General features: G+C 67.8%; 18 protein-coding genes and 2 tRNA genes. 13 read left to right on the top strand and 7 right to left on the bottom strand.

What is annotated here, in order from left to right; translation table 11 throughout:
* Window positions 1–171: 171 nt before the first annotated feature.
* Entirely contained in the window at window positions 172–1,227 is a 1,056-nt protein-coding gene (gene hisC, locus IBX53_RS10405) for a histidinol-phosphate transaminase (RefSeq protein WP_290908866.1), read from the bottom strand.
* 125 nt (window positions 1,228–1,352) lie between these two features.
* Here hisC and IBX53_RS10400 point away from each other — a divergent pair, with 125 nt between their 5' ends.
* The 5 genes from IBX53_RS10400 (at window position 1,353) to mnmH (ending at window position 6,494) form a co-directional block, all read left to right on the top strand.
* Window positions 1,353–2,249 (top strand): AEC family transporter, encoded by an 897-nt coding sequence (locus IBX53_RS10400; protein ID WP_290908864.1) that lies wholly within the window; start codon window positions 1,353–1,355, stop codon window positions 2,247–2,249.
* A gap of 109 nt (window positions 2,250–2,358) precedes the next feature.
* Complete coding sequence (locus tag IBX53_RS10395; RefSeq protein WP_290908862.1) at window positions 2,359–2,808, top strand: copper resistance protein NlpE N-terminal domain-containing protein; 450 nt, start codon at window positions 2,359–2,361, stop codon at window positions 2,806–2,808.
* Window positions 2,809–2,882: 74 nt separating this feature from the next.
* Window positions 2,883–4,265 carry a DNA repair protein RadA gene (gene radA / locus IBX53_RS10390; RefSeq protein ID WP_290908860.1) on the top strand — a complete coding sequence of 461 codons (1,383 nt, stop codon included), beginning with the start codon at window positions 2,883–2,885 and terminating at the stop codon, window positions 4,263–4,265.
* Window positions 4,266–4,329: 64 nt separating this feature from the next.
* Window positions 4,330–5,367 carry a selenide, water dikinase SelD gene (selD, locus tag IBX53_RS10385; protein WP_290908857.1) on the top strand — a complete coding sequence of 346 codons (1,038 nt, stop codon included), beginning with the start codon at window positions 4,330–4,332 and terminating at the stop codon, window positions 5,365–5,367.
* The gene (gene mnmH / locus IBX53_RS10380) at window positions 5,364–6,494 is read left to right on the top strand and encodes a tRNA 2-selenouridine(34) synthase MnmH (protein WP_290908856.1); all 1,131 of its coding nucleotides are present in this window, start codon (window positions 5,364–5,366) and stop codon (window positions 6,492–6,494) included. The genes selD and mnmH overlap by 4 nt, the downstream gene beginning before the upstream one ends.
* A 6-nt stretch (window positions 6,495–6,500) precedes the next feature.
* Here mnmH and IBX53_RS10375 read toward each other — a convergent pair whose 3' ends face one another.
* Complete coding sequence (locus tag IBX53_RS10375; protein ID WP_290908854.1) at window positions 6,501–7,199, bottom strand: type 1 glutamine amidotransferase; 699 nt, start codon at window positions 7,197–7,199, stop codon at window positions 6,501–6,503.
* 52 nt (window positions 7,200–7,251) lie between these two features.
* Between IBX53_RS10375 and IBX53_RS10370 the strand changes: the two genes are divergently transcribed.
* Both IBX53_RS10370 and IBX53_RS10365 read left to right on the top strand, forming a co-directional pair.
* Entirely contained in the window at window positions 7,252–7,545 is a 294-nt protein-coding gene (locus IBX53_RS10370; protein WP_290908852.1) for an MGMT family protein, read from the top strand.
* A gap of 25 nt (window positions 7,546–7,570) precedes the next feature.
* Window positions 7,571–8,164 (top strand): YjaG family protein, encoded by a 594-nt coding sequence (locus tag IBX53_RS10365; protein WP_290908850.1) that lies wholly within the window; start codon window positions 7,571–7,573, stop codon window positions 8,162–8,164.
* A 26-nt stretch (window positions 8,165–8,190) separates the two neighbouring features.
* Here IBX53_RS10365 and IBX53_RS10360 read toward each other — a convergent pair whose 3' ends face one another.
* The 5 genes from IBX53_RS10360 to hisB all read right to left on the bottom strand — a co-directional run bounded on the left by IBX53_RS10360 (window position 8,191) and on the right by hisB (window position 11,684).
* Entirely contained in the window at window positions 8,191–8,721 is a 531-nt protein-coding gene (locus IBX53_RS10360; RefSeq protein WP_290908848.1) for a hypothetical protein, read from the bottom strand.
* Between the two features lie 20 nt (window positions 8,722–8,741).
* Window positions 8,742–9,515, bottom strand: a complete 774-nt coding sequence (hisF, locus tag IBX53_RS10355) for an imidazole glycerol phosphate synthase subunit HisF (RefSeq protein WP_290908846.1) — start codon at window positions 9,513–9,515, stop codon at window positions 8,742–8,744.
* Between the two features lie 14 nt (window positions 9,516–9,529).
* Complete coding sequence (gene hisA / locus IBX53_RS10350; RefSeq protein WP_290908844.1) at window positions 9,530–10,291, bottom strand: 1-(5-phosphoribosyl)-5-[(5-phosphoribosylamino)methylideneamino]imidazole-4-carboxamide isomerase; 762 nt, start codon at window positions 10,289–10,291, stop codon at window positions 9,530–9,532.
* 126 nt (window positions 10,292–10,417) lie between these two features.
* Window positions 10,418–11,059, bottom strand: a complete 642-nt coding sequence (hisH, locus tag IBX53_RS10345) for an imidazole glycerol phosphate synthase subunit HisH (protein ID WP_290908842.1) — start codon at window positions 11,057–11,059, stop codon at window positions 10,418–10,420.
* A 31-nt stretch (window positions 11,060–11,090) separates the two neighbouring features.
* A complete protein-coding gene (gene hisB, locus IBX53_RS10340; protein ID WP_290908840.1) occupies window positions 11,091–11,684 on the bottom strand; it encodes an imidazoleglycerol-phosphate dehydratase HisB in 594 nt (197 codons plus the stop codon).
* Window positions 11,685–11,879: 195 nt separating this feature from the next.
* Here hisB and IBX53_RS10335 point away from each other — a divergent pair, with 195 nt between their 5' ends.
* The 6 genes from IBX53_RS10335 (at window position 11,880) to IBX53_RS10310 (ending at window position 16,376) form a co-directional block, all read left to right on the top strand.
* Window positions 11,880–12,326, top strand: coding sequence for an acetyl-CoA sensor PanZ family protein (locus tag IBX53_RS10335; protein ID WP_290908838.1), 447 nt, complete (start codon window positions 11,880–11,882; stop codon window positions 12,324–12,326).
* Window positions 12,326–14,680, top strand: coding sequence for an AsmA family protein (locus IBX53_RS10330; RefSeq protein WP_290908836.1), 2,355 nt, complete (start codon window positions 12,326–12,328; stop codon window positions 14,678–14,680). Before IBX53_RS10335 ends, IBX53_RS10330 begins: the two co-directional genes overlap by 1 nt.
* 53 nt (window positions 14,681–14,733) lie before the next feature.
* A complete protein-coding gene (gene mutY, locus IBX53_RS10325; protein WP_290908834.1) occupies window positions 14,734–15,822 on the top strand; it encodes an A/G-specific adenine glycosylase in 1,089 nt (362 codons plus the stop codon).
* 32 nt (window positions 15,823–15,854) lie between these two features.
* Window positions 15,855–16,127 (top strand): oxidative damage protection protein, encoded by a 273-nt coding sequence (locus tag IBX53_RS10320; protein WP_290908832.1) that lies wholly within the window; start codon window positions 15,855–15,857, stop codon window positions 16,125–16,127.
* Window positions 16,128–16,219: 92 nt separating this feature from the next.
* Window positions 16,220–16,295: transfer RNA gene (locus tag IBX53_RS10315), tRNA-Phe, on the top strand.
* Between the two features lie 6 nt (window positions 16,296–16,301).
* A tRNA-Gln gene (locus IBX53_RS10310) sits at window positions 16,302–16,376 on the top strand.
* The last annotated feature ends 166 nt before the right edge of the window (window positions 16,377–16,542 follow it).

Raw genomic sequence — 16,542 nt, 5'->3', positions numbered from 1 at the left:
CGATGGTAGTGTGGGGTCTCCCCATGTGAGAGTAGGTCATCGTCAGGCACTTATATAGAAAGGCCCCGCGTTCGAAAGAGCGCGGGGCTTTTCGCGTTTCGGCCCGGGGCTCGCCAGGGAAAAACAAGACGCCAGCTCTAGGGGCTGGCGTCGAGCAGCGGGGCGAGTAGCTCAGCCGCAGAGGGTCTCGAGAGTCTCCACCAGGCTCTCCATCTCGTCCTCGGTGCCGATGGTGATGCGCAGGAAGTCACGCAGGGCCTCGGTGTTGAAGTGGCGCACCAGGATGCCGCGTTCACGCAGGCCGGCGAACAATTGGGCGGCGTCGTGCTCCGGGTGGGTGACCAGCACGAAGTTGGCCTGGGAGGGCAGTACCTTGAAGCCGAGCTTCTCCATACGGGTACGGGTTCGCTCACGGGTGGTGATCACCTTTTCGCGGCAGGCCTCGAAGTGTTCGTGATCTTCCAGGGCGGCGATGGCTACGGCGCTGGCCAGGCTGTCGATGGGGTAGGAGTTGAAGGAGTCCTTGACCCGGGAGAGTCCCTCGATCAGATCTCGGGAGCCCACTGCATAGCCCAGCCGCAGGCCGGCCAGGCTACGAGACTTGGAGAAGGTGCCGGTAACCAGCAGGTTCGGATGCCCTGCGACCAGGGGGATGGCGCTCTCGCCCCCGAAATCCACGTAGGCCTCGTCCACCAGCACCACGCTGTCAGTGACTCGCCCGAGCAGCTCGGCGATCGCTTCACGGCCGTGGCCATGGCCGGTGGGGGCGTTGGGGTTGGCGAAGATGGCTCCGCCGCTGTCGCGGGAGAAGGCCGCCAGGTCCACCTCGTGGTCGGCGGTCAGCGGCAGGGCGCGACGCTCCACGCCGTACAGCCGGCAGTAGACCGGATAGAAGCTGTAGGTGGTCTCCGGCATCTCCAGCGGCCGTGACTGGCAGAAGAAGGCCTGGAAGGCCAGCGCCAGCACCTCGTCGGAGCCGTTGCCGACGAACACCTGTTCCATCTCTACGCCGAACTCCCGGGCCAGCGCCTCGCGCAGAGCCCGGGATTCCGGGTCGGGATAGAGCCTCAGGTGGTCGGTGGGGTAGTCGCGCAGCACGGCACCCACGCCCGGCGCCGGCGGATAGGGGTTCTCGTTGGTATTCAGCTTGATCAGGCGTTCGCGGGGCTGCTCGCCGGGGATATAGGGCGTCAGCTCGCGCACCCTGGGACTCCAGAACTTGCTCATGGTCGCTCGCTTGTTGGCAAGAGTGGTGGGCTAGGCTCATGGTGACCCGCCCGAGGCAGTCGCGCAAGCTGGCTCCGTGCTAGTCTGGGTGCACTTTTGCAGATTCGAATTCAATGGGATCCTCCATGACCGCCCAGATCCTCGCTACCCTGCTGCCGGTGTTCCTGATCGCCGGCTGCGGCACCCTCTATGGCCGTTTTCGCACCCCGGATATCCGCAGCATCAACACCCTCAACATGGAGCTGTTCGTGCCCATGCTGGTGTTTGCGGTGCTGGCCGATGGGCAGGCGCCGCTGGAGGAGTATGTCGGTCTGGCGATCGGCGGGGCGGTGATCGTGGTCGGTTCCGGGGTACTGCTCTGGCCGCTGGTCAAATGGCTGAAGCTGAATCCAAAGACCTTCCTGCCACCGATGATGTTCAACAACTCCGGCAACATGGGGATCCCGCTGCTGCTGCTGGCCTTCGGCGAGGCGGCGTTGCCTGCGGCGGTGGTGCTGTTCATCGTCGAGATGCTGCTGCACTTCTCGCTGGGGCTCTGGATGCTCAGCCCGGGGACACCGCTATGGCGGATCCTGCGCATGCCCATCGTGCTGGCGAGCATCGCCGGGCTCGCCGTCAACCTGGCCGGGGTGGGGCTCCCCGGCTGGCTGCTCGAGGCGCTGCACATGCTGGGCGGCGTGTGTATCCCGCTGCTGCTCTTCGCGCTGGGCGTGCGGATGCTCGATATCGACTTCGGTGACTGGAAGACCGGCATGCTTGGGGCGCTGCTCTGTCCGCTGTCGGGGCTGGTACTGGCGCTGCCCCTGATCTGGTTGCTGGGGCTCTCCGGCCTCCAGGCCGCGGCGCTGTGGGTGTTCGCGGCGCTGCCGCCGGCGGTGCTCAACTATCTGGTGGCCGAGCAGTACCGCCAGGAGCCCCAAAAGGTGGCTTCGCTGGTGCTGATCGGTAACCTGGGGGCGCTGGTGGTGATGCCGGTGGTGCTTGCCCTGGTATTCGGGCATGTCTACCCGGGAGTGGACTGATGGAAGCCGGGCAGGGTGGCGGACTGTCCGCCAGTGGCATGAGAGGTTATGCTGTCAGTCAGGCCGCCGTGAATGACGGTGTCATTGCCCACTGTTCAGGAGGACACACATGCAAATCAGGACCTTGCTTGCGGGATCGGCCATGCTCGCACTGCTGGCCGGCTGTGCCGCCGGCCCGGCTCCCGGCCCCGATGCCCCCGGCGTCGAGGTCGATCAGGAGCGCTACCAGGGCACCCTGCCGTGCCGTAACTGCGATGGCATCGACCTGGACGTGGTACTGCGGGGCGACGAGCAGAGCCAGCCGGAGGAGCGTACCTTCACCCTGCAGGCCTCCTACCGTGCACACCCCCAGGACCCGCCCGATGAAAACTATTCGGGTAACTGGGAAGTGCTGGATGGCACCGCTACCGAGCCGGATGCCACCGTCTATGAGCTGACCCCGGACGGCGAGGGCCAGATCTACTACTTCCTGCGCCTCGATGAGCGCACCCTAGAGTTGATCGATCCCCAGCGTCGCCGCTTCCAGAACAGCGAGATGCTGCAGTTGCAGCGCCAGTAATCGCCAGCGCATAGCTTGCAGAGGGCGGCCGCTGGGCCGCCCTCTGCGTTTGATCCCCCGAGAGGCGAGCAGCCATGGCCAAGGCAAAGAGCGCCTTCGTCTGCACCGAATGCGGTGCTGAATTCAGCAAGTGGCAGGGACAGTGCACAAGCTGTCAGGAGTGGAACACCCTGAGCGAGGTGCGCCTGGCTGCGGTGCGTCCCGGCGCCGGCAGTGCCTCCGCGGGGGGCGGCGGGCGCAGCGGCTATGCGGGCGCCCTGACTCGGGAGGTGGTGGATCTGGCCAACGTGGACCTCTCCGAGGTGCCCCGGCTCTCCTCCACCTTCGGCGAGTTCGACCGGGTGCTGGGCGGTGGCCTGGTGCCGGGCTCGGCGGTGCTGCTGGGCGGCAACCCTGGTGCGGGCAAGTCGACCCTGCTGCTCCAGACCGCCTGCAAGCTGGCCCAGTCGCGCCGCGTGCTCTACGTCACCGGCGAAGAGTCGCTCTCCCAGGTGGCGATGCGCGCCCACCGCCTGCAACTGCCGGTTCAGGGGCTGAAGATGCTGGCCGAGACCAGCGTGGAGACCATTCTCGCCGTGTCCGAGCGCGAGCGTCCCGAGGTACTCGTCATCGATTCCATCCAGACCATGCACCTGGAGGATATCGCCTCGGCGCCCGGTGGAGTGGCCCAAGTGCGCGAGTCTGCGGCGGCGCTGACCCGCTTCGCCAAGCACTCCAATACCGTGCTGCTGCTGGTGGGTCATGTCACCAAGGATGGCACCCTGGCGGGCCCCAAGGTGCTCGAGCACATGATCGATGCCTCCCTGCTGCTGGAAGGAGGTGCCGACTCGCGCTTCCGTACCCTGCGCGGGCAGAAGAACCGCTTCGGCGCGGTCAACGAACTGGGCGTCTTCGCCATGCTCGAGCACGGCCTCAAGGAGGTGAAGAATCCCAGCGCCATCTTCCTCTCACGCACCCAGGAGGAGGCTCCGGGCAGCCTGGTGATGGTGGTCTGGGAGGGCACCCGCCCCATCCTCGTCGAGGTGCAGGCGCTGCTCGACGACTCCGCCCTGGGCAATCCGCGGCGGGTCGCCGTGGGCCTGGACCCGAACCGTCTGTCCATGCTGTTGGCCGTGCTGCACCGACATGGCGGTCTCTTTACCGGCGATCAGGACGTCTTCCTCAACGTGGTAGGCGGTGTAAAGGTGCTGGAGACCAGTGCGGATCTCGCCGTGCTGCTGGCGGTAGTCTCGAGCCTGCAGAGCCGGCCGCTGCCCAGGGAACTGGTGGTATTCGGCGAGGTGGGGCTCTCCGGCGAGATCCGCCCGGTGCCCAGCGGCCAGGAGCGCATCGTCGAGGCCGCCAAGCACGGCTTCACGCGGGCCATCGTGCCGCGGGGCAATGCGCCCAAGCAGGCGCCGCCGGGCATGGAGGTGGTCGCCGTGGACAAGCTCGCCGAAGCACTGGAAGCGCTGTGATCCATGGCCGAAGCCCCGTCGTGCATGCTGTAGAATGTCGCTAACCAACGCCTAGGAGAACACGATGAGCGCCATACGCCTGACCCAGTACAGCCACGGCGCCGGCTGTGGCTGCAAGATCGCCCCCGACGTGCTGGACGGCATCCTGGCCAAGGCCGGCTCGGGCGCCACCCATTCGCGGCTGATCGTCGGCAACCAGGGGCGTGAGGATGCCGCCGTCTACGACCTGGGCGATGGTCGAGGCATGATCGCCACCACCGATTTCTTCATGCCCATCGTCGATGACCCCTTCGATTTCGGGCGTATCGCCGCCACCAACGCCATCAGCGATGTCTATGCCATGGGCGGCACCCCGGTGCTGGCCCTGGGCATTCTCGGCTGGCCGCTGGACAAGCTGCCCGCCGAGGTGGCCGGCGACGTGCTGGCCGGCGCCCAGGCCGTGTGCCGCGAGCTGGGCCTGGCGCTGGCCGGTGGCCACTCCATCGATGCGCCGGAGCCGATCTTCGGCCTGGCGGTGAACGGCCTGGTGGATCTCGAGCACCTGAAGCTCAACAAGGGGGCGAAGCCAGGCGACCTGCTGTTCCTGACCAAGCCGTTGGGGGTCGGCATGCTCACCACCGCGGAGAAGAAGGGGCTGCTGGAGGCCGGCCACCAGGGCCTGGCCCGCCAGACCATGCTCAAGTCCAACCGCATCGGCGTGGCGCTGGCCAAGGTGAAAGGCGTCAACGCCATGACCGACGTCACCGGCTTTGGCCTGGGGGGCCACCTGGCCGAGGTGTGCGCGGCAAGCGGCGTGGCGGCACGGGTCGACTTTCGCCGCCTGCCGCGACTCGCCGAGGCGGAGGCCTACCGTCGTCGGGGCGCGGTGCCCGGTGGCACCCTGCGCAATCGCCAGGCCCTGGGCACGAGCCTGCCGGAGATGGACGAGGTGCACTGGCAGTGGCTGTGCGATCCCCAGACCTCCGGCGGCCTGCTGCTCTCGGTGGACCCGGCCTGGGAAGACGACGTTGAGCGCATCGGTCGCGAGCACGGCATCGCGCTTCTTCCCTTCGGCGAGATGGTCCAGGCCGAGGGTCCCGGTCTGATCGAGGTGCGCGGATGAGCGAGTTGCCGCTGGTCGAGCCCGATCTCGCCCTGTTGCGCGAGGGACGGTTGCTGATCGACGTGCGCGCCCCGGTCGAGTTCGCCCAGGGCGGCCTGCCCGGCGCGGTGAATCTGCCGCTGATGGACGACGAGGAGCGCCACCGGGTCGGCATCGAATACAAGCAGCGCGGTCAGCAGGCGGCCATCGTCCTGGGTCAGCGGCTGGTCAGCGGTGGCATCAAGCGTGCCCGGGTCGACGCCTGGATGGCACAGCTCGAACGCCATCCCGATGGCATCATCTACTGCTTCCGCGGCGGGCTGCGCTCGCAGGTCGCCCAGCAGTGGATCGCCGAGGCAGGCGTGACCCGCCCGCGCATCCGCGGCGGCTGGAAGGCGATGCGCCAGGCCCTCTGCGCTCGCATCGACGCCGCCGCCGAGCAGCCGCTGCTGGTGGTGGGCGGACTGACCGGCTGTGCAAAGACCTCGCTGATCCTGGCCCTCGACAACGGCCTGGACCTGGAGGGCTGTGCCCGCCACAAGGGGTCGGCCTTCGGGCGCCATCCGCTGCCGGCGCCCAGCCAGATCGATTTCGAGCACGCGGTGGGCCTGCGCCTGCTGGACCTGCCCGGCCCGCTGGTGGTGGAGGACGAGTCGCGTCATATCGGCACCGCCAACCTGCCGCTCACCTTCTGGCGGGCCATGGAGCAGGCGCCACGGCTGCGGGTGGAGATGCCGCTGGACTGGCGCCTGGCGCAGATCCACAAGGACTACATCGACGACCTCTGGGAGGTCTACCGTAAGCAGTGCGGCGAGTGGCTGGGCTGGGCGCTGATGCGCAAGCAGCTTGCCGGCTCACTCGCCCGGCTGCGCAAGCGGCTGGGCCGCGCCCGGCTCGATCGGCTGCAGCGGCTGCAGGCATTGGCCTTCCGTGAGCACGCGCGCGGCAACCGGCAGGCCCATGAGGCGTGGCTGGCCCCGCTGCTCACCGAGTACTACGACCCCATGTATCGCTACCAGTTGGAAAAACATCCCGAGCAGCGCTTCGTGCACGTGGGTGACTGGGAGAGTTGCCTGGCTGCCGCCCGTGAGTGGTCTGCCGGGCAGGCGGCGTCTGATCGGGTATCCGCGGCCGAGCCGGCCAGCTGAGCCCGATCAGCCGACGACCCGCGGGCGCAGCCACTGGCTGAGCAGGCGGTCGAGCAGCGGGGCGAGCTGCATGAAGCGCTGGGGGTCCGCGAGCATCGACTCCCCGTACTGGGCATGGGGGCTCCGGTTGCTGCCGTCGGGCAGCGTTCCGTGGGCGAGCAGTGCCGATACGCTCTCCGGCGTCGCCTCCAGATGGCAGAGCAGGCCCACCACCCGGCCGGTGTCCCAGCTGAAGCCCTGCAGCGGGCTCGCCTCGCTGCCGCCCAGCGCCACGGCGTCCTCGGGCAGCGCGAACACCTCGCGGTGCCACATGAAGGCGTCGAACTGCTCGGGCAGGTCCAGCGGGCTCTCCGGGGCCAGGGTGACCCGGTGCCAGCCGGTCTCCGCATGGGTGCCGCGGGCCGCCACGGCGCCCAGCGCCTCGGCGATCAGCCGCGCGCCGTAGCCGATGCCGAGCAGCGGCTTGCGGCTGTCCAGGGTGCGCTCGACCAGCTTTCGCTCTCGCTTGAGCCAGGGCTGGGCGGCATCTTCCAGGGGGCCAATCGGGCCGTCGAGCACCACCAGGGCATCGCAGTCGGCGAGCCGCTGCGGCGTCTCGCCCGTGTCCAGGTGGAAGACCGTGTGGCTGTGCCCCATGCTTGAGAACCAGTCGGCCAGACGCGCTGGTCCCTGGTGGGGGCTGTGCTGGAGCAGGTGAAGGTGCATGGATACCTCGCCATCGATGGGTAACGACCCGACAGGGGGGGCGCAAGGGTACATGAAGCCAGCGCTGCGTGAACAGATACTGACGGTGCTGGCGGCCATTCCGTCCGGCCGCGTGACCACCTACGGGCGCATCGCCGCCATGACCGAGGGCGGCGCGCCCCGGCTGGTCGCCCGCGCCCTGCGTGAGCTGCCCGAGGGTCACGGCCTGCCGTGGTTTCGCGTCATCACCGCCTCGCGCAAGCTGGCCGACCACCCCGGTGCCGTGGAGCAGCGCGACCGCCTCGCCGCCGAGGGCATCGTGCTGGATGCCCGCGGCCGGGCCCCGGCCGAGCGCCTCTGGCCGTGAGACACTGATATTCCAAGGAGAGTCCATGAGCGGTTTCTATCAGCACCTGCAACAGCTCGAGCCGCGTTTCCAGCAGGCTTTCATGGCGGCGCTCTGCGAGCGCCTGCTGCCCAACTATGGTTTCTACTGCCAGGCGCTCGACGCCCAGGGTGTCGGTCACGGCAACCCCCAGGCGCTGCGGGCGATCCTCGATCTGGTATGGGAGCGCCTCTCGGTGAAGGGCGCGAAGATCGACTTCGCCCTGCAGGCGGAGAAGCTGGCCGAGCTGGCGCCGCCTGCCGATGATGACAGCTTCGGCGCCCGCCGCGCCTCGGAGGCGCTGGCGGCGCTCTCGGCGCTGCTCGATACCCTGCAGGGCGATGCCCCCGAGGCGGTGCTGGAGGTGAGTCGCGCGTCCAGAGGTGGCGTCAGGGCCTTTATCGAGCTGACCGAGGGTGAGGAGGACGGCGAACGGCTGGCGACTCTGGTTCGCGAGCACCCCCTGATGGCAGACGAGAACGACTTCCAGGACGCGGTGCTGGAGGCCGTCGAGGGGCCGCTGGATCGTGATGCGCTCAAGGCGCTGCGCCGTCTGGGGCGCAACGACGGCGTCAGCAATCTCGGCCTCTCCCTCGATTAGCCCTGGTGGCCCGCGGAGGCGCCGGGCTAGAAGCGCACCCCGGCGCTCACCATCAGGCCGGCGGCACCGAACACGATCAGGTCGGCCTCCAGACGCTTCCAGCTCGCTCCCAGGGTGGGCAGGATGGCCGGGGCGATCTCGTAGCGGTTGAAGGGGATCTTGTCGCGGTACTCGCCGCGGTAGCCGTGCAGGGCACCGGCGGTGAGCTTGGCGCGAATGCGGGTGTCGCCGGACTCCCACATGGTCAGCTCGCGCCCCACGTAGAGGTAGACGGAATCCTGGTTGAAGGAGTTGTTGAAGCGTGCCACCCCGCCGAACCAGAGGTCGGGGTTGTGCAGTTCCACGCCGATCAGCTGCTGGTTGTTGGTGTGCTCCGGATCCGGGCTGAAGTGTTTGGTGTAGAGGCTGGTCTGCACGAGCACATGGTCGAGCTCCATGACGGGTGGCCAGTCGAGCCGCTCGCGCCAGCCGCCGGCCTCCTCCGCCGGGGCGGAGGAGGGGGCCAGCAGCGGGGCGATCATCAGCAGGACGGTGGCGAGCCGAGTGCGAAGTGGCATCCTGTCCTCTCCCGGTGCGCTCAGAGGCGCATCTCGATCCCGCGCTCGGCCATGTAGCGCTTGGCCTCGGGGATGGTGTACTCGCCGAAGTGGAAGATGCTGGCGGCCAGCACCGCATCCGCGCCCCCCTCGAGCACGCCATCTACCAGGTGGTCGAGGTTGCCGACCCCGCCGGAGGCGATCACCGGCACGCTTACCGCATCCGCGATGGCGCGGGTCACGCCCAGGTCGAAGCCGATCTTGGTGCCATCGCGGTCCATGCTGGTGAGCAGCAGCTCGCCGGCGCCGTACTCGACCATCTTTTTCGCCCACTCAACGGCGTCCAGTCCGGTGGGGCGGCGTCCGCCGTGGGTGAAGATCTCCCAGCGCGGTGCCTCGCCCTCTCCGGAGACCTTCTTGGCGTCGATGGCCACCACGATGCACTGGCTGCCGAAGCGCTCGGAGGCCTCACGCACGAACTCGGGGTTGGTCACCGCGGCGGTGTTGATCGAGACCTTGTCGGCGCCGGCGTTGAGCATGGTGCGGATGTCATCGCAGGTGCGGATGCCGCCGCCCACGGTGAGGGGGATGAACACCTCGCCGGCGATGCGCTCGACCATCTCCACCGTGGTGTCGCGGTCCTCGTGGCTGGCGGTGATGTCGAGGAAGGTGATCTCGTCGGCGCCCTGCTGGTTGTAGCGCTGGGCGATCTCCACCGGGTCGCCGGCGTCACGGATACCGATGAAGTTGACGCCCTTGACCACGCGGCCGGCATCGACGTCGAGGCAGGGGATGATGCGCTTGGCGAGTCCCATGGTCAGCTCCCGGCTCACTTGAGCCCTGTGGTCTTGAGTGAATCGGTGAGTTCATCGCACAGCCGCTGGCCCTCGGCCACGTCCAGGCTGCCTTCGTAGATGGCGCGTCCGGTGATGGCGCCGAGGATGCCCGGCTCGCCGGCCGCCACCAGGGCGCGCAGGTCGTCGAGGTTGGTCACCCCGCCGGAGGCGATCACCGGCAGGCCGCCGTCCCGGGCAAGCGCCGCGGTGGCTTCGACGTTGACGCCGTTCATCATGCCGTCGCGTGCGATATCGGTGTAGACGATGCTGGAGACGCCGTCGTCGGCAAAGCGCTTGGCGAGATCCACCGCCTTCACCTGAGAGACCTCGGCCCAGCCGTCGGTGGCCACGAAGCCGTCGCGGGCGTCCAGGCCGACGATCACGTGGCCTGGGAAGGCGCGGCACATCTCGCCGACGAAGGCGGGTTCCTTGACCGCCTTGGTGCCGATGATGACGTAGCTGACGCCGGCAGCCAGGTAGTGCTCGATGGTCTCGGCAGAGCGGATGCCGCCGCCGATCTGGATCGGAAGCTCGGGCCAGCGGCGGGCGATGGCGGTCACGGCGTCACCGTTGACCGGCTTGCCCTCGAAGGCGCCGTTGAGGTCCACCAGGTGCAGGCGGCGGGCGCCGGCCTTCACCCAGCGCTCGGCCATGGCCACCGGGTCGTCGCCGTAGGTGGTGGCGTCGTCCATGCGCCCTTGTTTCAGACGCACGCACTGGCCGTCCTTGAGATCGATGGCGGGAATCACCAGCATGTCCAGCTCCTCTTGGGTGCCTCTGCGGGCCCCGGTTGAAAGTCGTGGGGCGGCGTGGCCGCCCGGTGCGGCGCCAGCGCCTGGGTCTGTGCGAACCTCAGGGTGCCCAGATGACCCGGGCGCGGCTCAGGGCGCCCAGGTGACAAAGTTCTCGAGCAGCTTGAGGCCGGCCCGCGAGCTCTTCTCCGGGTGGAACTGCACCGCGAAGGTGGCGTCGCGGCCGATGGCCACGTGGGCCTGGACGCGGCCGTAGTCGGTGGTGCCGAACACCGTGGCGTCGTCGGCGGCTTCGACGTAGTAGCTGTGAACGAAGTAGAAGTGCTCGTTCTGATCGATGCCCTCCCACAGCGGATGCTCGCGCTGCTGGTGCACCAGGTTCCAGCCCATGTGGGGCACCTTGAGGCGCTGGCCGCGGTCATCGTGCATGTCGCCGGGGAAGCGCTTCACGTTGCCGCCGAGAAAGCCCAGGCAGTCGATGCCGCCGTTCTCCTCGCTGTGGTCCAGCAGCATCTGCTGGCCCACGCAGATGCCCAGCAGCGGCTTCTCCTGGCTGGCCAGCAGCTCTTCCACCAGGCCGCGCAACTCGGTCTTCTCCAACTCGCCCATGCAGTCGCGGATGGCGCCCTGGCCGGGCAGGACCAGCCGAGTGGCTCCGCGGATGCGGCGGGGATCGCGAGTGACCACCACGTTCTCATGGGTGACGTGTTCCAGTGCCTTGGCGACGGAATGCAGGTTGCCCATCCCGTAGTCGATGACGGCAATGGTCATGGGACGCTCCTCGTGTGGTCGTGCGGCGGCCTTACAGGCAGCCCTTGGTAGACGGCATCTGGCCGGCCATGCGGGGGTCGGACTCCACGGCCATGCGCAGCGCGCGGCCGAAGGCCTTGAAGATGGTCTCCGCCTGATGGTGGGCATTGAAGCCCTTCAGGTTGTCGATGTGCAGGGTGACCATGCCGTGGTTGACGAAGCCTTGGAAGAATTCCCAGAACAGCTGGGTGTCCAGGCGGCCGATGGTGGCCCGGGTGAACGCCACGTCCATGAACAGACCGGGGCGGCCGGAAAAATCCACCACCACCCGGGATAGCGCCTCGTCCAGGGGGACATAGGCGTGACCATAGCGGCGAATGCCGCGCTTGTCGCCGATGGCCCTGGCGAAGGCCTGGCCCAGGGTGATGCCCAAGTCCTCGACGGTATGGTGGTCGTCGATGTGCAGGTCGCCAACGGCCTTGATGTCGAGGTCGATCAGACCGTGGCGCGCCACCTGGTCGAGCATGTGGTCGAGGAAGGGCACGCCGGTCTCGCAGGCCAGCTTGCCGGTGCCGTCGAGGTTGACGGTGACGGTGATCTGGGTCTCCTGGGTGTCACGGCTGACCGTGGCGATACGCTCGGACATCGATGCATCTCCAGCGCCTGGGCGCATGTCGAAGAGTGGTCGCTGGCGGGCAGCGACCTGAAAGAACGGTTGGACGACGGGCCACGCCCGCGGTCGGAAGTCTGCCATTATAGAGAATCGGCGACCCCATCCGCTACAATGCACCCCACAGCGCGGCGGCGATTCCTCGCCGCCCCGGCCCAGGGAGACCCATCTATGCCGGTGACACTCCATCCCGTCGATCGCGCCGCCTGGGAAGCGGATGCCCAGGCGCAGGTCGACCTCGCTCGCATTTATGCCGATGCGCCCTCCGAGCGTCTGCCCGCCTCCGTGGACGACTTTATCCAGAGCCATCTGGCCGGTGGCCATCGCTATCTCTGTGCCCGCTTCAACGACCGTCTGATCGGCGCGGTGGCCCAGCGCGACGATGGCTCGGCCTGGTGGCTGTCGCACTTCTGCATCCGCAAGCCGACCCGCCGACGCGGTGTCGGGACCCGTCTGCTGACCCTGGTGGGACAGGCGGCCCAGGCCGAGAACAGGGCCCTGCGCGCCGAGCTTTCCCAACTGCAGCTGGCCGATCAGGTGCTGCTGACGCGTCTCGGCTACCGGCTGGAGCAGCATAGCGGCTTCTATGAGCTGTTAATGCTGGAAGGGGGGCAGTGATGCGACGTTTATTTAGTGTTCTTCTCGCCTCGGTCGGCATCCTCGCCGTCCTGGCCGTGGCAGCCGTGGTCTATGTCACCACCTTCTTCGACCCGGAGGATCTCAAGCCTCGGCTGATCGAGGTGGTTCGCGAGCAGAGTGGCCTGGAGCTTGCCGTGGAGGGGCCCTTGACCTGGTCTTTCTATCCGCGTCTCGGGGTGGGGGTGGAGAAGGCCGATGCCTGGCTGCCCGAGCAGTCGGTGAGCGAGGATGAGTCCTTCGTGGCCTTGCGCCGGGCCGAGGTAAGCCTGGCCTTCGCTCCCCTGCTTCGCGGCGAGATCGCCATCGACGGCATGACCCTGGAGGGCATGCGTCTCAACCTTGAGCGAGACGAGTCGGGGCGCGGCAACTGGGAGACGCTGATGGAGCGCCTCGCCGAGCGCAGCGAGGCCGCCGAGGAGGTGCTGGCACCGGCCAATGCTACCGCCGGCCCGGTGCCGGGCGGTCAAGGCGGCCTGGTCGTGGCACTCAATATCGCCAGCGTGGAGGTGCGCGATGGCGAGGTGAGCTATCGCGACCTGAACAGCGGGCATGAGCTTCGGCTGGAGGCGCTCGGCATCACCGGCAGCAACGTCAACCCGCGCAGCGCCTTCCCGATCCGCACCACCTTTCGCCTGGTCGGACATGATGACCTGGTTCTGGAGGGCCGCGAGGAGCTCCCCAGGCTGACCAGCGATGTCTCCCTGGAGGGGCGTGCCACTCTGCGGCTGGCGGAGCGTCGCTACCTGCTGGAGAATCTCTCACTTAACACCACCAGCCGGTTTGCGGAGGTCGAGGGCGAGCAGAAGCTGACCCTGAAGGGCGGCCAGCTGAGCCTCGATGCCGTCGAACGTCGCCTGCGCCTGGAGGAGGGTCTCCTGGAGGCCACCTTCAATCACCCCGCCCTGGGGGCATCGCCGCTGCCGTTCTCCCTGGCGTTCACTCTGGAGACGGACCTCGTCGAGGAGACCGCACGCCTGCGCGATCTGGAGCTGAGCAGCGAGCATGGCCTGAGCCTGAGTGGTAACCTCAACGTCGCCGGCCTGCTGGAGGCACCGGCCTATGATGGCCAGCTTCGCCTGGCACCCACCTCCCTACGGCCCTGGCTCGAGCGCTTCGACAGTCTGCCGGTGATGGCCGACGCCGACGCGCTTACCGATGTGGCGCTGACCAGTCCGCTGCGGGGCGACCTGTCGCAGCTGGAGCTCTCCGGCCTGACCCTGGTGCTGGATGACAGTACCTTCACCGGGCGACTCGCGATGGGCCTCGATGGGCAGATGCTCGACTTTGAACTGCAGGGCGATCGCCTGGACCTCGACGCTTACCTGCCGCCGGCTGATCCCCAGAGCGAAATACCCTCACTGGCCGGATTGCCCGGGATTGCCCGGGCCCATGCCGCCGACCCCGGCACCCTGGTGCCGGCGGAGTGGCTCGCCGAGTTGGCGCTTGACGGTGAGCTGCGCCTCGGCTGGTTGGGGCTGGCGGGGCTCGAGTTTCGCGACGTCGATCTGGCCCTGCAGGGCGCCGACGGGCGCCAGCGCCTGACCCGTTTCACCTCCGGGTTCTACGAGGGCAGCCTGGCGGCCGAGGGTATGCTGGACCTGACGCGCGATCCGATCCACTGGCAGTTGGTGCCCCGCATCGAGCGGGTGCGTACCGAAGAGGTGATCGAAGCCCTGGGCGACGAGGAGGCCCCGCTGCGCGGACGCCTCTCCGCCGATGGCGAGCTGACTTCCCGGGGCAACACCTGGCCGGCCCTCAAGCGCCAACTGGATGGCCGCATCGCTGCACGCATCGACGATGGCGCTATCCTCGACGTCAACGTTTCACGGGAGCTGTGCACCGCCGTGGCTACCCTGGAGGGACGCGAGACCAGCCGCGACTGGAACCCGGACACCCGCTTCGATCGCGCCGAGGCCACCTTCGTAATTCGCGACGGCACCCTCGAGAGCGACGACCTGCAGGTGGCCATTCCGGGCATCGAACTGGGCGGCGAGGGCTGGCTGGACCTCACCAGCGAGCGCTTCGAACTGCGTGCCGCGGCGCGGGTGGTCGACACCGCCGATGCCGCCTGCCGGGTGAACCCGCGCCTGGAGCGGGTGCCCTTCCCGGTGCGCTGCGAGGGGAGTCTCTCTGGCGACAGCGCCGAATGGTGCCACTTCGACCGGGAGGCCTTCCAATCCGTCATCGGCGAGGCGTTGCGTGATGAACTGGGCCGTCGGGCCGGCGAGGAGGTGGAGCGCCGCCTGGAGGGGGCTCTGGAGGGTCTCGACGAGCGGCTCGGCGAAGGCGGTGGTCGGGAACTTCGCGATGCCCTGCGTGGTCTGTTTGATTGAGCAAAGTCAGTCTCTGTGCCGGCATCCGTGTCGGCGCTTTTTTTGGATCCGTGATGAGTGAGACACTCTCACCCGTCCTGTCCGCCACAGCGTTCCAGCGGCGCCTGCTGGCCTGGTTCGATGTCCATGGCCGCCACGACCTGCCCTGGCAGCAGGAGCGCACGCCCTACCGGGTATGGGTCTCGGAGATCATGCTGCAGCAGACCCAGGTGGCGACGGTCATTCCCTACTTCGAGCGCTTCATGGCGCGGTTTCCCGACGTGGAGGCACTGGCGGGAGCGCAGCAGGACGAGGTGCTGCATCTATGGACAGGCCTTGGCTACTATGCCCGAGGGCGCAACCTGCACAAGGCGGCGGGCGTGATCCTCGACGAGCACGGCGGCGACTTCCCCATGAACGTTGAGGCGCTGGCGGCGTTGCCCGGCATCGGCCGTTCCACCGCGGGGGCGATCATCGCCCAGAGCAGCGGGGAGCGGGCGGTGATCCTCGATGGCAACGTCAAGCGCAGTCTGTCTCGCCTGCACGCCGTGGAGGGCTGGCCCGGGCGTCCGGCGGTGGAGCGTCGCCTGTGGGCGCTGGCCGAGCACTACACGCCCGATGAGCGCCTGGTCGACTACACCCAGGCAGTGATGGACCTGGGGGCGACCCTGTGCCGGCGTGGCACCCCCGAGTGCGGGCGCTGTCCCTTCGCCGATGTCTGCCTGGCCCATGCCCGGGGCGAGGAGCGTCGCTTCCCTGAGTCGAAGCCGAAGAAGGCGCTGCCCACCCGCACCACCCGCATGCTGCTGCTGCGCGACGGCCGGGGCCGTGTGCTGCTCGAACAGCGCCCGGCCAGCGGCCTGTGGGGCGGGCTCTGGAGCCTGCCGCAGTTCGACGAGCACGCTGAACTGCAGGCTTGGCTCGACAGCCATGCGCCGGGCAGTGCCATCGAGTCGGCCGGGGCGCCCTTCGTTCACGTGTTCAGCCACTTCCGGCTGGAGATCACGCCCCAGCCGGCGAGTGTCGAGCACCTTGATGCGGTGGGCGAGACCCGCCGCTGGTACGATCCCGAAAATCCCGATGCCATTGGCTTGGCGGCGCCCGTCAAGTCGCTGCTGACCAGCCTGGGGCCCTTTGCCCTGGATGCCCCACCGGGCCCCTGAACCCGCCGTCAGTCTCTACGAGGAGAATTTTCATGAGCCAGACCGTCGTCTGTCGCAAGTACCAGCAGGAGCTCGAGGCCCTGCCGTTTCCGCCGCTGCCCGGCAAGAAGGGCCAGGAGATCCAGGCCAGTGTATCGAAGCAGGCCTGGGAGGAATGGCAGGCGCTTCAGACCCGGCTGATCAACGAGAAGCACCTCAACATGCTCGAGCCCTCTGCCCGCGAGTACCTGATGGAGCAGATGGAACGCTTCCTGGACAACCGCGAGACCGACCAGGCCGAGGGCTATGTGCCGCGGGAATCGTGACGCCAATCCCGTGACCATCTCCGGCCATCGTTTTGAAACCCAAGGGGTTGACGCCGAATGTCCGCTGGGGTTTAATACGCACCGTTGGCAGCGGCCAGATAGCTCAGTTGGTAGAGCAGGGGATTGAAAATCCCCGTGTCGGGGGTTCGATTCCCTCTCTGGCCACCATATTGCTGGGGTATAGCCAAGTGGTAAGGCACCGGTTTTTGGTATCGGCATTCCCAGGTTCGAATCCTGGTACCCCAGCCATCGCCAACCTTGATTCCGAAAGACCGTGAACATGGGTTCACGGTCTTTCTCGCTCAGAGGATGCCACTCCTCTGCGCTGTTCCAGAGCGTCGCATTGCCGGCATAGCTCAGTTGGTAGAGCAACTGACTTGTAATCAGTAGGTCCCGGGTTCGACTCCTGGTGCCG

It is taken from the genome of Halomonas sp. (genome assembly GCF_014859505.1).
Classification (GTDB): domain Bacteria; phylum Pseudomonadota; class Gammaproteobacteria; order Pseudomonadales; family Halomonadaceae; genus Halomonas.
The sequence above is the reverse complement of the archived record's forward strand: the minus strand, read 5'-3'. Positions and strand labels throughout refer to the sequence as shown.